The sequence below is a fragment of the Campylobacter ureolyticus genome, assembly GCF_013372225.1.
Lineage (GTDB): Bacteria > Campylobacterota > Campylobacteria > Campylobacterales > Campylobacteraceae > Campylobacter_B > Campylobacter_B ureolyticus.
Window position 1 is genome coordinate 1,806,634 of sequence record NZ_CP053832.1, and the last position, 13,701, is coordinate 1,820,334.

11 protein-coding genes are annotated in these 13,701 nt (G+C 27.4%); 8 read left to right on the forward strand and 3 right to left on the reverse strand.

What is annotated here, in order from left to right; all coding sequences use genetic code 11:
* Positions 1 to 104 precede the first annotated feature (104 nt).
* The 8 genes from CURT_RS09225 (at position 105) to CURT_RS09260 (ending at position 11,682) form a co-directional block, all read left to right on the forward strand.
* Positions 105 to 1,430 carry a Na+/H+ antiporter family protein gene (locus CURT_RS09225; RefSeq protein ID WP_018713435.1) on the forward strand — a complete coding sequence of 442 codons (1,326 nt, stop codon included), beginning with the start codon at positions 105 to 107 and terminating at the stop codon, positions 1,428 to 1,430.
* Between the two features lie 11 nt (positions 1,431 to 1,441).
* Complete coding sequence (gene thyX, locus CURT_RS09230; RefSeq protein ID WP_018713436.1) at positions 1,442 to 2,065, forward strand: FAD-dependent thymidylate synthase; 624 nt, start codon at positions 1,442 to 1,444, stop codon at positions 2,063 to 2,065.
* On the forward strand, positions 2,062 to 2,523 hold the full coding sequence (locus CURT_RS09235; protein WP_018713437.1) for a tetratricopeptide repeat protein: 462 nt from the start codon (positions 2,062 to 2,064) through the stop codon (positions 2,521 to 2,523). Before thyX ends, CURT_RS09235 begins: the two co-directional genes overlap by 4 nt.
* 229 nt (positions 2,524 to 2,752) lie before the next feature.
* Positions 2,753 to 6,742 (forward strand): S8 family peptidase, encoded by a 3,990-nt coding sequence (locus CURT_RS09240; RefSeq protein WP_018713438.1) that lies wholly within the window; start codon positions 2,753 to 2,755, stop codon positions 6,740 to 6,742.
* Positions 6,743 to 7,247: 505 nt separating this feature from the next.
* Positions 7,248 to 8,873 (forward strand): L-lactate permease, encoded by a 1,626-nt coding sequence (locus tag CURT_RS09245; RefSeq protein WP_018713440.1) that lies wholly within the window; start codon positions 7,248 to 7,250, stop codon positions 8,871 to 8,873.
* 16 nt (positions 8,874 to 8,889) lie between these two features.
* Positions 8,890 to 9,627, forward strand: coding sequence for a (Fe-S)-binding protein (locus CURT_RS09250; RefSeq protein WP_018713441.1), 738 nt, complete (start codon positions 8,890 to 8,892; stop codon positions 9,625 to 9,627).
* Positions 9,624 to 11,060 (forward strand): LutB/LldF family L-lactate oxidation iron-sulfur protein, encoded by a 1,437-nt coding sequence (locus CURT_RS09255; protein WP_018713442.1) that lies wholly within the window; start codon positions 9,624 to 9,626, stop codon positions 11,058 to 11,060. Before CURT_RS09250 ends, CURT_RS09255 begins: the two co-directional genes overlap by 4 nt.
* Positions 11,053 to 11,682 carry a LutC/YkgG family protein gene (locus tag CURT_RS09260; protein WP_018713443.1) on the forward strand — a complete coding sequence of 210 codons (630 nt, stop codon included), beginning with the start codon at positions 11,053 to 11,055 and terminating at the stop codon, positions 11,680 to 11,682. Before CURT_RS09255 ends, CURT_RS09260 begins: the two co-directional genes overlap by 8 nt.
* 76 nt (positions 11,683 to 11,758) lie before the next feature.
* Here the strand turns inward: CURT_RS09260 and pyrE are convergent, their stop codons facing one another.
* From pyrE to ruvC, 3 genes are read right to left on the reverse strand one after another with little or no spacing between them, the layout of a single operon-like run.
* The gene (gene pyrE, locus CURT_RS09265; RefSeq protein WP_018713444.1) at positions 11,759 to 12,358 is read right to left on the reverse strand and encodes an orotate phosphoribosyltransferase; all 600 of its coding nucleotides are present in this window, start codon (positions 12,356 to 12,358) and stop codon (positions 11,759 to 11,761) included.
* Position 12,359: 1 nt separating this feature from the next.
* Positions 12,360 to 13,064, reverse strand: coding sequence for an orotidine-5'-phosphate decarboxylase (pyrF, locus tag CURT_RS09270; protein ID WP_018713445.1), 705 nt, complete (start codon positions 13,062 to 13,064; stop codon positions 12,360 to 12,362).
* A 23-nt stretch (positions 13,065 to 13,087) separates the two neighbouring features.
* On the reverse strand, positions 13,088 to 13,573 hold the full coding sequence (gene ruvC / locus CURT_RS09275; protein ID WP_018713446.1) for a crossover junction endodeoxyribonuclease RuvC: 486 nt from the start codon (positions 13,571 to 13,573) through the stop codon (positions 13,088 to 13,090).
* Between the last annotated feature and the right edge of the window lie 128 nt (positions 13,574 to 13,701).

Consider the following 13,701-nt stretch of genomic DNA (forward strand, 5'->3'; position numbering starts at 1 on the left):
AAATCCCAATTAAAACATCAAAAATTTTTTAAACATTACGATTTTATTAAAATTTAAATCCATTTATCATATAATGAATCTTTATTTAAATTTAAAGGAAAATTATGCTTAGTAATCCCGTATTTTCTAGCATTATTTTAATGTTTATTTTATGTATATTAAGATGCAATGTTATGCTTTCTATCCTTATTTCAGCGATGGTTGCAGGACTTATGGCTCATATTGTTCCAAGTGGAGAAACATATACTTTTATAAAAAGTATGAATTATACTTTAGATGTCTTTATAGAGGGCATGAAAGGCAATCTTCAAACTGCACTATCATATGTTTTACTTGGAGTTTTAGCTGCAGCTATCTCTTTTACAAATTTAACTACAATTTTAATTAACAAAATTTCAAAATTTATAACAAAAAGTAAGTTTTATTTTATATTTGCAATTGCCTTTATTGCTTGTTTTTCACAAAATTTAATTCCTGTTCATATCGCTTTTATTCCTATTTTAATCCCACCACTTTTAAGTGTAATGAATAAAATGAAAATCGACAGACGCGCCGTAGCTTGTGCCTTAACTTTTGGTCTTCAAACTCCATATATTTCACTTCCAGTTGGATTTGGACTTTTGTTTTTTTCAATTTTACAAAAAGAGATGGCAAACAATGGCTTAAATGTTGAAATTTCACAAATTGCAAGTGTTATGTGGATGGCGGCAATTCCGATGATCGTAGGGCTTATTTTAGCTGTAATTGTCTTTAAAAAACCAAGAGAATACAAAGATATTGAAAACAATACACCTAAAAATCTAGATGAGATAAAAATGGGTTTAAAAGAGTGGGGCGCATTAGCTGGAATAGTTGTAGCCTTTATCATTCAAATTTGCTTTGGCTCTCTTCCTCTTGGCGCACTTCTTGGAATTATTACCATGATAGTTTTTGGTGGAATTAAATATAAAGATATGGATAAAACTTTTGATAAAGGTATCCATATAATGGGATTTATCGCCTTTGTTATGCTTGTAGCTGCAGGTTATGGCGCAATTTTAAGAGAAACAGGTGGTATTCCTGATCTTGTTAATGCAGCTGCCTCTTTAGCTGGTGGAAAGCTTGGCGGAGCAGCTTTAATGCTAATTATTGGACTATTTATTACAATAGGCATTGGAAGTAGTTTTGGAACTATTCCAATAATCACAGCGATCTACTACCCACTCGCACTTGAGCTTGGATTTAGCACATCAGCTATAATTATCCTAATAGGCATTGCAGCCGCAGTTGGGGATGCTGGAAGTCCTGCAAGCGATAGCACACTTGGACCAACAAGTGGTTTAAATTTTGACGGACAGCACAATCATATTTATGATACTTGTATTCCGACTTTTATATTTTTTAACATTCCTTTGATTTTATTTGGCATACTATTTGCTGTAATTTTATAAAAAGGAAAAAAATGGAAGTAAAACTACTAAATTTCACTCCACTTTGGGTCTGTTCAAATGCCATAAGAACTTGTTGGCAAAGCTTTGATAAAGGGGATAATGGAGGCGAGATAGACAAAGAGCTAATTAATAGAGTTGGAAATAAATTTAAACATGCCTCAACGCTTGAACATCTACATTATAATTTTTATATAAAAGGAATTTCAAGAGCACTTTTACAAGAACTAGCACGCCATAGAATGGCAAGTTTGAGTGTAAAATCAACTCGCTACACCCTAAAAGAGCTTAAAAAAGAAAGTGAGTTTAAAATAGGGGATTTTGAAAATGCATCTCGCTATATAGTTTTAACTAAAAATGAGATGGTTGATAACTACAGCATTCAAGCTCTTGAAAATATCCGTTTAATTTTAAATAAAATAAACACTCTAGACATCGCCAAATATGCACTTCCGGAATGTTATAAAACTGAACTTACTTGGAGTATAAATGCAAGAAGTCTTCAAAATTTTTTACATCTTAGAACTTCAAAATCAGCTTTGTGGGAAATAAGAAATTTAGCATATGAAATTTATAACTCTCTTCCAGATGAACATAAATTTATATTTGAAGAGTCTATCTATAAGGATGAAAAATGAGAATTTTTCTGTTTTTAATAGTAAGTTTTTTCATATCTTTTGCAAATGAAATTTTAGATGAAAATTCACTTTCACCACAAGAACAAAAATATATAAAATTTGATCAAAATTGTACTAAAGGCGATTCTTGGTCATGTTCTGAAATAGGAATGACACATTACAAACAAGGCGAGTTAATTCCAGCTTATGTTTATTTTGACAAAGCTTGTAAAATTGAGTTTGGAGTAGGGTGTGAATTGAAAGCTTTTGTTTTAACAACTTATGAAAGTTATGATGAAGCCTTTGATATTTTTAAAAAAGCTTGTGATAATAATAGTTCATATAGTTGTTTAAATTTAGCAAAACTTTATGATGATGGAAATGGAGTAAATAAAAACACCACAAAAGCAACTGAACTTTATTTAAAAGCTTGTAAATTAGGAGAAAATGGTGCTTGTCATATGTTAAATTTAAGATAAAATTAACATTTTACCACTAAAATTAATTTTTTTAAAAATTATAATAAATATTATTAAGTTAACTTAATAATATTTAATTTATATTTATTTTTTTATATTTCTGTTATAAGTTTTTATAAATAAAATTTTCTCAACAAAACAGCTAATTTCAGCATTTTTAATCTAATCATTTTATTTAGTATTTATTTAATATATGATATAATCGTGAACTTTTTATAAAGGAGAAATAATGTCATACAAATTATTTTTAAGTTCATTTGCAGCTTTTATGGCTTTAAACTGTTTTGCAAATAATGAATTATCGGAAGTGGCAAGCTACAAGGAAATATTAGATAAATCCTATAACCTAATTAACCTTGATAGAGTTCGACAAAATAATCCTGGAATTAATGGGAATAATGTAAATGTAGGAATTATGGATACTTCAATAAACATTAATCATCCAAGTTTAAGAGGTAAAAATTTGGGAGTTAGTGGAGTTAACTTTGAAGCATCATGGAATAATTCAGGCGGTAAAAATACTCATGGAACCCATGTCGCAGGTATAATTCTAGGAAAAAAAATTAATGATTATGAACCTTATGGTATAGCACATAATTCTAATTTCTATAATTTTGGAATTATAGGAGAAAGAAATAATGGATTTCATGATGTAAATCAAGCTTTTAAAAACAAAAATATAAAAGTTATAAATCATAGTTGGGGAAAAAGCATATACCCGTTAATAAATACTCAACTTGATAATGGATATAGAAATCTTTTAAATAATATGAGGTCGCAGTATCCGAACTATTGGGGTCATAAAAATAAAATAGATTATGAACTTGTTAGGTGGTTAGCTGGTAAAAATACACAAGATTTAATAGCTCTTTCTAAGGACGATAAAATTTTAAATGTTTTTGCTGCTGGAAACTCAGGAATCATTTCATCTTCAGTTGATTCTATAGTTCCATCATATGATGAAGATATAAGAGCATGGCTTAATGTAGGAAATTTAAATGCATTAAATGCTGAAAAAAATGCAGATGGAAGTATAACTTTAAAAAATGATTTCCAAATTAGTTGGAATGATGCTAAATCAAAAGATTATTATGGAAGACCTGTTCGATGGACTGGTGTAGATGGTTCACTAATTAGTTCGCAACTTTTTGTAGGTTCGACAAATTATTCACTTCTTGCTCCAGGATATCAAATTTTAGCAGCCAATGCAAATTATCAAGGAAGAGGAGAACAAAAATATATCCCTATGACAGGAACATCTATGGCAGCTCCTATGGTAACTGGAGCAGCAGCTTTAGTAGCTCAAAAATATCCTTTCTTAGACGGAGCTGGGATAGCTGATGTTTTACTAACAACTGCAAATAAAAATTTACATTTACCAGATGTTGTTGTAAAACCTATAGATAATGGAAATTCTGGATATTATGTAGTTTATTTAAATAAAAATATTCCAACAGATATGTATGGAAATATAAATGCGAATCAAATTCAGCAAGATTTAATAAAAATGGGAATTCCTGCATATACTAGAAATCAAAGTATTGCTGTCAATAAAATTATGGCTAGAATCAAAAATCCTAATGGATCAATAAATAGAAATTATGTATTTAAACTAACTCAAGAAGAATATGCTGGTCAAGGTGTTTTAGATGTAGAAAAAGCACTAAAAGGTTTGGCAATTTTAGATCTTAACAGACTAAATAATAAAGATATAGAAAGATTTGGCAATGAAAATATTGCATTTTATACCATTGATACTAAAGGATATAATGGCGAATTTTCAAATGATATTTCTCAACAAACTTGGCTTAATAGCAGACATTTAGGCGATGATGTAGCTATAAATAAACTAAACATAGAATATAGAAATATAAATAAAATTGGTCTTAAAAAACAAGGCGGTGGTCATCTTATTTTAAGTGGTAAAAATAGCTATGAAGGTCCAACTAGAACAGTAGGTGGTGTTATACAACTTAGAGGAAATAATTATAAAAAAGCTAGTATTAAAGGTGATACTTATGTAGAAAATCAAAATTCAGGAATGATAATTAGTGATGCAATAGTAGAAAAAAATGCTTTTGTTGGAAATAATGGTATTCTTCAAATAGAAAATTTTGCAGACATTTATGGAAAAGTAATTGCATACAATGGTGGTGCACTAAACTCAATGAAAAACTCTACACTAAAAACTTCAGAAGTCATTATAACCCAAAATGGAATTTTAACAGGGGCTGGAAATATAATTAGTGATGTATCACTTAATGATGGTATTATTACAAGAGCAGATAATTTAAATATGAATAAGCTAAATGTAAATTATGGGAATAACAACATATATAGTTCAAGTATAAATTTAAGATCAGATTTTAATAATAATTATAATTCATCATTAAATATATTTGGAGATGTTGCTTTAAATTTAAACGCTCAAAATACTTTAAATAACTATGGAAAATTAAATATTAAAAATAGACTTATTATTCAATCTAATAATGATTTTATAAATTATCAAGGAGCAAACCTAAATTTAGATAACAAAGAGTCTATTTTATATACAGCTGGTAATTTTGTAAACAAAGGAAGATTAAGTTTTACAGGTCAAAGAGCAGATGAACTTGGTAAAATTATGGCAGGTAAAAAAGCTTTCTTAAGAGAAACTCAAAATTTAAATTTAAATTTAAATAATGATGGTATCAATATTATAAATAACCAATACCGAGGCGGATTAGGTGTAGAAATAATAAGAACTGCACAAGGCATAGATCAAGAGATTAATAAAAATTTAATAACTTTAAATAATGGAACAAGCTATTTACTGGATTTATCGACACAAAAAGACAGTAATGGAAAATCACTTTATTTTATTATGAAAACAAAAAATCAATACACAAATAGAAATTTCAGAAGTCTTGCAAGATCTTATCAAAATCAAGCATATGCATTATCGGCACAAAACAATATAGCAGCTAATAATTATATAAATTCTATTAACAATATAAACACAAAAACAGAGCAAACCAACCAAGCTATTATCAATAGAAAAAACGAAAATTCAAAGCAAATTCTTGCAAAATTAGATGATAGAGATATAAATATTATGGATTCATTACTCTTCTCAAATGAAGGAAGTATGCAAGATGGTATAGTTACAATGCTTGAAGTAGCTTTAGGAGGAGGAGAAAGCAATGTATTTAAAGATATTAGCTCAAATATTAAAAATAATAAACCTTTCTCATCAACCCAAACTCAAGCTTTTAATATCCATACAAAAAGAGCTGTTAATACAAATATAATGTTAACTCCTACTAAAAACAGTCCTGTTAAAATGGCTAATAATATGAAAAAATTAGATGGAGTAAAACTTGCTTCAAATGGTAATGATGTGAGAGTTTTATTAAGTGCCATAGAAGAAGAAATTTATAAAAACTCATTTAATATTTCAGCTATTGGTACAAAAAATAGTTATTCAAACAATGACTATGATTTTGTTGGTGGAGTTGTAAATTTCAATAAAATGTTTGAATCACAAATGGTCGGCGGATATTTTTCTTATGCCAAAGCAAATGTGGATCAAAATGTTGATATAAAATCAGATTTATTTGAAATTGGTGCATATCTTAGACAATATATAGATAGTCATGAAATTGATTTTACACTTGGATATGGTATAGGAAATAATAAAGCTAATTATAATATAAAATATGGTGTTGATACTGCTTCATATGATGGAAAGTATGATTCTAAATACTTCACAGCAGGAACTTCATATGGATATAAATTTAATTTAAATGATGGTTTTAGTTTTAAACCATTTATAGGATTTGATTATTTTAACTATACACAAGATAGCTTTACAGCATCAACAAACCATAAATATGTAAATTATAATCAAAATTTTAATAAAGCTCATTTTAAAAATTTACAAGCTAATCTAGGAGCTGAGTTAATTCATAATAATAAAGATATAACTATATATGCAAGACCATATATAGCAAGAGATATCTATCAAAGTGCAGATGATTTAATATCAAGTTTTGGAACAGCTAATCAAAATTTTAAAATAGATCATGACAATAAAAAAAGAACAAGTTTTGCAATTGATCTTGGAATACAAAAAGAAATTACAGACAATTTCTTAATAGATGCAGGTGCTGGAACCTATATAAATAATCAAAATAGAGCTTATAATGGACAATTAGGCTTCACATATAGATTTTAGCCTTAAAAGATTTGGGAATTTTTTCCCAAATCCCATCATCAATAATTAATATATAAATTCTACATATCTCTAAATATCTAAATAAATTATAAAAAAATAAAATATTTATAAATAAAATACAATATAATAAAAATTTTATTTTTTGAATATATTTATCTATATATTATAATTAATTGATTTTTACATTTATAAATTGATTTAAAATAGCCTAAATAAACTATTTGAACTAAATAAAATATATAATCCTTATAATACTTAATCTATTAAAAATAACTTAATTTTATAAATTAAGTTATTTTAATCTGAAATTTTTTAGTATTTTTTTTATATAATTCCAAGATTTTAATTTAAACAAAGGAAAAACATGACTATTTTTAGGCATGATTATAATTTTGTATCGATTATTATTCAAAATATATTTTTTAATAAAATCTTTCAAAATAACTTTTTAAGCATAAAAAATAATATAAAAATAGAATTTTTAATTAATAAAGGAGAGTTATAAATGATTCAAATTTATAATCCACTGTCTAACATTTGGCTTAGTGCTTTTGTTGCATCTTTGCCAATTTTTGTATTTTTAACATCACTTTTAGTGTTAAAATTAAAAGGTATTTTTGCTGCATTTTTAACCGTTTTAGTAAGTTCAATAATTGCTCTAACTGTATATAAAATGCCTTTTATAATGGTTTTAATGAGTTTTGTGCAAGGTTTTCTAACAGCACTTTGGCCAATTGGATGGATAATTATAGCAGCAATATTTTTATATAAATTATCCATAAAATCAGGTTATTTTGAAATTCTGAAAAAAAGTATAGTAGCGATTACACCTGATTATAGAATTCAAGTTATATTAATAACATATTGTTTTGGCTCATTTTTAGAAGGTGCTATCGGTTTTGGGGGTCCTGTTGCTATAACTACTGCTTTAATAGTTGGTATTGGCATTAAACCAATTAGTGCTGCAGGACTTGCTTTAATTGCCAATATTACATCTGGTGGATTTGGTGCTGTTGGCATAACAATAACTTCACTTGCTGCATCATCGGGAATTGATTCAGGAATTTTAGCTGCAATGACAAGTAGGATGATTCCACCAACAACAATACTCATTCCTTTTTTATTAGTTTTTATTATGGATGGATTTAACGGTATCAAAGATACATTTTTAGTAACTTCTGTCATTGGTATAACATACTTTTTAGGACAGTTTTTTGCTTCAAATTTCTTAGGTGCTGAACTTCCAAGTATTATTTCTGCATTCGTTTCAATTATTTGTACAACTTTATTTTTAAAAATTTATAAAATAAAAAACATAAAAACAATAGATAAAGAGGAAACCAAAGAAGAAATTAAGCTTAATTTTAAAGATGTATTTAAAGCATGGATGCCATTTTTACTCTTGATTATATTTATCATTATATGGCTCTCACCATATTTTAAAAATTTTTTTAATTTTACAACAATAAAATTTAGCTTGCCTTTTATACATAATAATATAATTCAAGTAACACCTATTGTATTAAAAGACACACCAATACCAACCATCTACTCATGGGATATCATAACAACAACAGGAACTGCAATATTTACAGCAGCAATTATTAGTGTTTTTATGCTTAAAATAAAAACTAAAATTGCTATAAAAACATTTACTGAAACACTAAAAGAAACATTTATCCCTGTTATTACAATTGCATTTATAGTAGCATACGCAATGATTGCTAAAAATAGTGCTCAAGCTGCGACAATTGGACTTTCATTAGCTCAAACAGGAAATGCATTTACATTTTTCTCACCCGTAATAGGCTGGCTTGGAGTATTTTTAACAGGTTCAGTTACCAGTTCAAATTTATTATTTGGAACACTTCAACAAGTCACAGCAACACAACTTGGTATAACAGATGTTGTATTTTTAGGTGCGAACACAGTTGGTGGAACTATAGGAAAATCAATTAGTCCTCAAAGTGTTGCAGTTGCATGTGCTGCAGTTGGAATTGTAGGTAAAGAAAGTGAGGTATTTAAATATACATTAAAAATTTCAATTGTTTTAATAATTCTTGTAAGTATTATTTCATGGCTTACTGTTAATGTTTTTAGTTTTATTATTCCACCTTTAGTGGGAAATTGATATAAAAGGATAAAAAATGGAAAAAAAAGTTTATTTATATTCAACTTGTTTAGGTTCTGCTTTAATGGGCAGAACTATTATGAATACTGTTTGGCTTTTAAAGCAAGCAGGTTTTGAGGTGATTTATAAAAAAAATCAAACTTGTTGTGGACAACCATCATATAACTCAGGATATTTCCAAGAAAGTAAAAAAGTTGCTTTATACAATGCAGATTTATTCGATAAGAATTATCCAGTTTTGGTTCCAAGTGGGTCTTGTGCTGGAATGATGATGCATGATTATTTAGAGCTTTTTGATGAAAATGATAAAGACTTTCAAAAAATTAAAAATTTTAGCAATCGTGTTTTTGAACTTGGTGAATTTCTAGATAAATATCTAAAAATAGATGATTTAGGCAATCCTATAAAAGTTACTTGGCATGGAAATTGTCACGCTTTAAGAGTTGCAAAAAGTGTATCTTTTTCAAAAAGTTTAATTAAAAAATTAAAAAATGTTGAACTTATAACTTTACCATATGAAGAAGAATGCTGTGGATTTGGTGGAACTTTTTCCGTCAAAGAGCCAGAAGTATCAAATGCAATGGTTTTAGAAAAAATTAAACATATAAAAGAAACAGAATGTAAATATATAATTATAGGCGATGGTGGTTGTATGATGAATATCGATGGAGCTTTAAAACGAAATAAAATTGATATAAAAGTTATTCATCTTTATGACTTCTTAGCAAAAAGAATGAAAGGGGAAGTAATATGAACATAAATCAAAATAAAGAAAATGTTGTAAATGAAAGATTAAACGATACTCAAATGCGTGAAAATTTAAACTCAGCAATGCATACTCTTCAAACAAACCGTGCAAATTTGATAGAAAAAAGATTTATTGATTGGCAAGGACTTAGACAAAAAGGTAAAAATGTAAAAAATTATGCTCTTTCAACACTTGATGAAAGACTTTTAGAATTTGAAAAAAATGCTATAAAAAATGGTTTTATTGTCCATTGGGCAAGCTCAGGCGACGAAGTTTGTGAAATAATTTATAAACTTATGATTGAAAAAAACATAAAAAAAATCCTTAAAGGCAAATCGATGGCAAGTGAGGAAATAGGACTTAACCACTATCTTAAAGAAAAAAGTCTTATAGCGACTGAAACTGATTTAGGAGAGGTTATTATTCAACTTTTAAATGAACACCCAGTTCATATAGTAGTTCCTGCCATTCATAAAAATAGATATGAAATCGGTGAAATTTTTCATGAAAAACTTAATGCTCCACTTGAAAGCGAGCCTGAAAAATTAAATAAAATTGCAAGAGATTATTTAAGAGAAGAATTTAAAGTTTTACAACTTGGTCTTGGAGGCGTAAATTGGGGTATTAGCAAAGAAGGAGCTATATGGATGCTTGAAAATGAAGGAAATGGTAGGATGTGTACTACTGTAGCCGATATTACTATCAATGTATGCGGCATAGAAAAAATTGTTGAAACTTTTGAAGATGCTGCAACCTGTGATACACTTTTAGTTCCGTCTGCAACGGGTCAATTTATAACAAATTATAACAACATAATAACAGGACCAAGAAAAAAAGATGAACTTGATGGTCCAAAAGAGTGTCATATTATTTTATTTGATAATCACAGAACAAATATGCTTACAAATGATGACTATTATGAAGCACTTCGATGCATCAGATGTGGAGCATGTATGAATTTTTGTCCTGTATATGATAAAATCGGAGGTCATGGATATAGAGCAGTCTATCCTGGACCAATTGGAGAAGTAATTAGCCCAAATTTATTTGGAATTGATAGATATGGTGAAAATTTAACCCTTTGTTCTTTATGTGGAAGATGTAGTGAAGTTTGCCCTGTAAAAATACCACTTGCTGACTTAATTAGAAAATTAAGAAGAGATAAAGTAGGAGATGGAGATAATCCACCAATTGGATTTGAAAATATGCACTTTGATAAGTATGAAAAATTTGCAATGAAAGGATTTAAAAATGCTGCTACTAGTGGATTTAAATTTAGAACTGCAATAAAAAGTGCAGCAATATTTAACTCAATTATTCAAAAAAATGGTAAAAAACTTCCTGTAATTAAAAATTGGCTTAAATTTAAAGATTTATGGGAATTTAATTATGATTTAAATAAAGCTATAAAAAATGAAGAAGGAGTAATTTATGAATAGCAAAGAAAAAATTTTATCAAAAATAAAAAATCTTCCAATTAAAAATTTTACTTTACAAAGAGAAGATCCTGTAGTTCATATAAAATCTTATAGCGATGATTTAGTGGAAGAATATATTGCAAGAGCAACTGAAAATAAAGCGAATGTTATAAAAACTAATTTGTCAAATTTAGAAAAAAATATTAATGAAATCATCCAAAAAGAAAATGTTAAAAATTTGATATATCCAAATGGATTGCCAATAAATTTGGATGAAATTAAAATAAATAATAAATTCAAATTTGATAAGCCTATAGAAAGCTTTAAAACTGAACTTTTTAACTATGATACTTCAATTATAAATGCAAATAGTGCTGTAAGTTCTCATGGAGTGTTTTGCGTAATTTCTAGTAAAATTCAACCAAGACTTCTTAGTCTTACACCAAAACTTTGCATAGTGTTACTAAAAAAAGAAAATATTGTTAAAAGTTTAAGCGCAGCATTTAATGATATAAAAAAACAAAATGAAACTATACCAACAAACATACTTTTTATATCAGGTCCTTCAAGAACCTCAGATATTGAATTAAAAACAGTTATGGGGGTTCATGGATCTCAAATAGTTTATGTTTTAGTTTATTAAAAATTCTGTGACTTTAAGTCACAGAATAATATTACAATATAAATGTTTTAAAAACAATTACTTTAAAAAAATAAAACTATTTTCCAGTTCTTCCTCTTTTTGTCAAAGGAATATTTTTTTTACAAAGTTCACATTCATCTGCTTTATAAGTTGAAACATTTAAATTTAGAAGTGCTTTTGATTTTACACCATCAAAAATAAGTTCTTTACCACTTCTATTTACAAGCATCGCAATACCTATGATATTACCACCAAAACTCTTAACCACTTCAACAACTTCTTTTATAGATCCACCAGTTGTTACAATATCTTCAACTATTAAAATTCTTTGGTTTTTTTGAATTTCAAAACCCCTTTTTAAGGTCATTTTTCCATTTTCTCTTTCACAAAAAATAGCCTCAGTATTTAAAGCTTTTCCAACCTCATGAGCTAGTAAAATTCCACCTGTCATTGGACCAATAACCAACTCAACATTATCATTTATATATCTTTTTGCCATTTCTTTACATAAAATTTCTGTAAATTTAGGATGTTTTAAAACACTAAATTTTTCTATATAAGTATCACTATGAAGCCCAGAAGTAAGTAAAAAATGCCCGTGTAAAATTGCACCTGTTTTTATAAAAATATCTTTTATTTCAGACTCACTCATTAAATTTTTATCTAAATTTTCCATCTTAAATCTCCATTTCTTTTAAAATTTCTTCTAAAGCCTTTAACTTATTATTTGCCAAAGTTAATGCTCTGCCAACAACCAAATGTGTTGCTCCATTTTTAATAGCTTCACTTGGCGAAGCTATGCGGTTTTGATCATTAATATTTGCAAAATTTGGACGAATACCAGGAGTTATTATTAAAAAATTTTCTCCTAAATTTTGTTTTATTGAATTCGCCTCTAAAACAGAAGCTACAACACCATCAAGCCCAGCTTTTTTAGTCATTTTTGCTAAATTTAATACTTGATTTTTTACATCAGTCTTATATCCAATTTTTTCATAATCCTCATCACCAATACTCGTTAAAATTGTTACTGCAATTAATTTTGGAATAATTAAATTTTTTTTATAACAAAACTCTTTTAAACTTTCATTTGCAAATTTCATCATACTAAATCCACCACTTGCGTGAACATTTAAAATATCTACATTTAAATTGGCTAAAGAAATAAGTCCTTTCGAGACAGTATTTGGAATATCATGAAGTTTTAAATCTAAAAAAACTTTTTTATTTTCATTTTTTAGATATTCAATTGCTTTTTTTCCTTCACTATAAAAAAGTTCCATTCCAACTTTATAAAAATCAACTTTTTTATCAAAATCTTTTACAATACTTTTAACATCATCTAAATTTTGCATATCTAAAGCGACAATTAATTCACTCATTTCTTCTCCGTTTTTAAAAAAAATTATAACAATTTATTTTTAAATTTTATATTATTTGCATGAGTTAAAGCAACAGCAATAGCATCAGTTATATCGAGTGGCTTTATCTCTTTTTTAATCCCAAGTATTTTTTTAACCATAAAAGCAACTTGTTCTTTTGCTGCTTTTGCTTTTCCAGTAACACTTTTTTTTACCTGTAAAGGAGTATATTCGTAAAATTCTCCATGCAGCTGTAAAATTCTAAGACTTATTGCTCCACGAAATTGAGCAAGTTTTAAAACAGTTTTTGGATTATAAGCAAAGAAAATATCTTCCATTGCAACTTCATTAATTTCATGATTTTTAAAAACTAAATCAAGTCCTTCACAAAGTTCAGTTATTTGATAATTTAAAGTTGATGGTTTTATTTTAATTAATCCAGCTTCTATTAAATTTACATTCACACCATCTTTTTCAACTATTGCATATCCACAATTTCTAGTTCCTGGATCAATTCCTAAAATTTTCAATCACATCCTTTTCAACACTTATTCACACACTATTCACATAGTGAAAATTATATTTTTTACATTAAATTTAACCCTTTTTTTATTAAAATTTGGTAAAATATTACTTATAAAATTTAAAAAGGATAAAT

What these genes read in the sequence shown, in the direction of transcription:
- CURT_RS09225 (WP_018713435.1), top strand. Translation starts at nt 105, where the DNA reads ATGCTTAGTAATCCCGTATTTTCTAGCATTATTTTAATGTTTATTTTA.
- thyX (WP_018713436.1), top strand. Translation starts at nt 1,442, where the DNA reads ATGGAAGTAAAACTACTAAATTTCACTCCACTTTGGGTCTGTTCAAAT.
- CURT_RS09235 (WP_018713437.1), top strand. Translation starts at nt 2,062, where the DNA reads ATGAGAATTTTTCTGTTTTTAATAGTAAGTTTTTTCATATCTTTTGCA.
- CURT_RS09240 (WP_018713438.1), top strand. Translation starts at nt 2,753, where the DNA reads ATGTCATACAAATTATTTTTAAGTTCATTTGCAGCTTTTATGGCTTTA.
- CURT_RS09245 (WP_018713440.1), top strand. Translation starts at nt 7,248, where the DNA reads ATGATTCAAATTTATAATCCACTGTCTAACATTTGGCTTAGTGCTTTT.
- CURT_RS09250 (WP_018713441.1), top strand. Translation starts at nt 8,890, where the DNA reads ATGGAAAAAAAAGTTTATTTATATTCAACTTGTTTAGGTTCTGCTTTA.
- CURT_RS09255 (WP_018713442.1), top strand. Translation starts at nt 9,624, where the DNA reads ATGAACATAAATCAAAATAAAGAAAATGTTGTAAATGAAAGATTAAAC.
- CURT_RS09260 (WP_018713443.1), top strand. Translation starts at nt 11,053, where the DNA reads ATGAATAGCAAAGAAAAAATTTTATCAAAAATAAAAAATCTTCCAATT.
- pyrE (WP_018713444.1), bottom strand. Translation starts at nt 12,358, where the DNA reads ATGGAAAATTTAGATAAAAATTTAATGAGTGAGTCTGAAATAAAAGAT.
- pyrF (WP_018713445.1), bottom strand. Translation starts at nt 13,064, where the DNA reads ATGAGTGAATTAATTGTCGCTTTAGATATGCAAAATTTAGATGATGTT.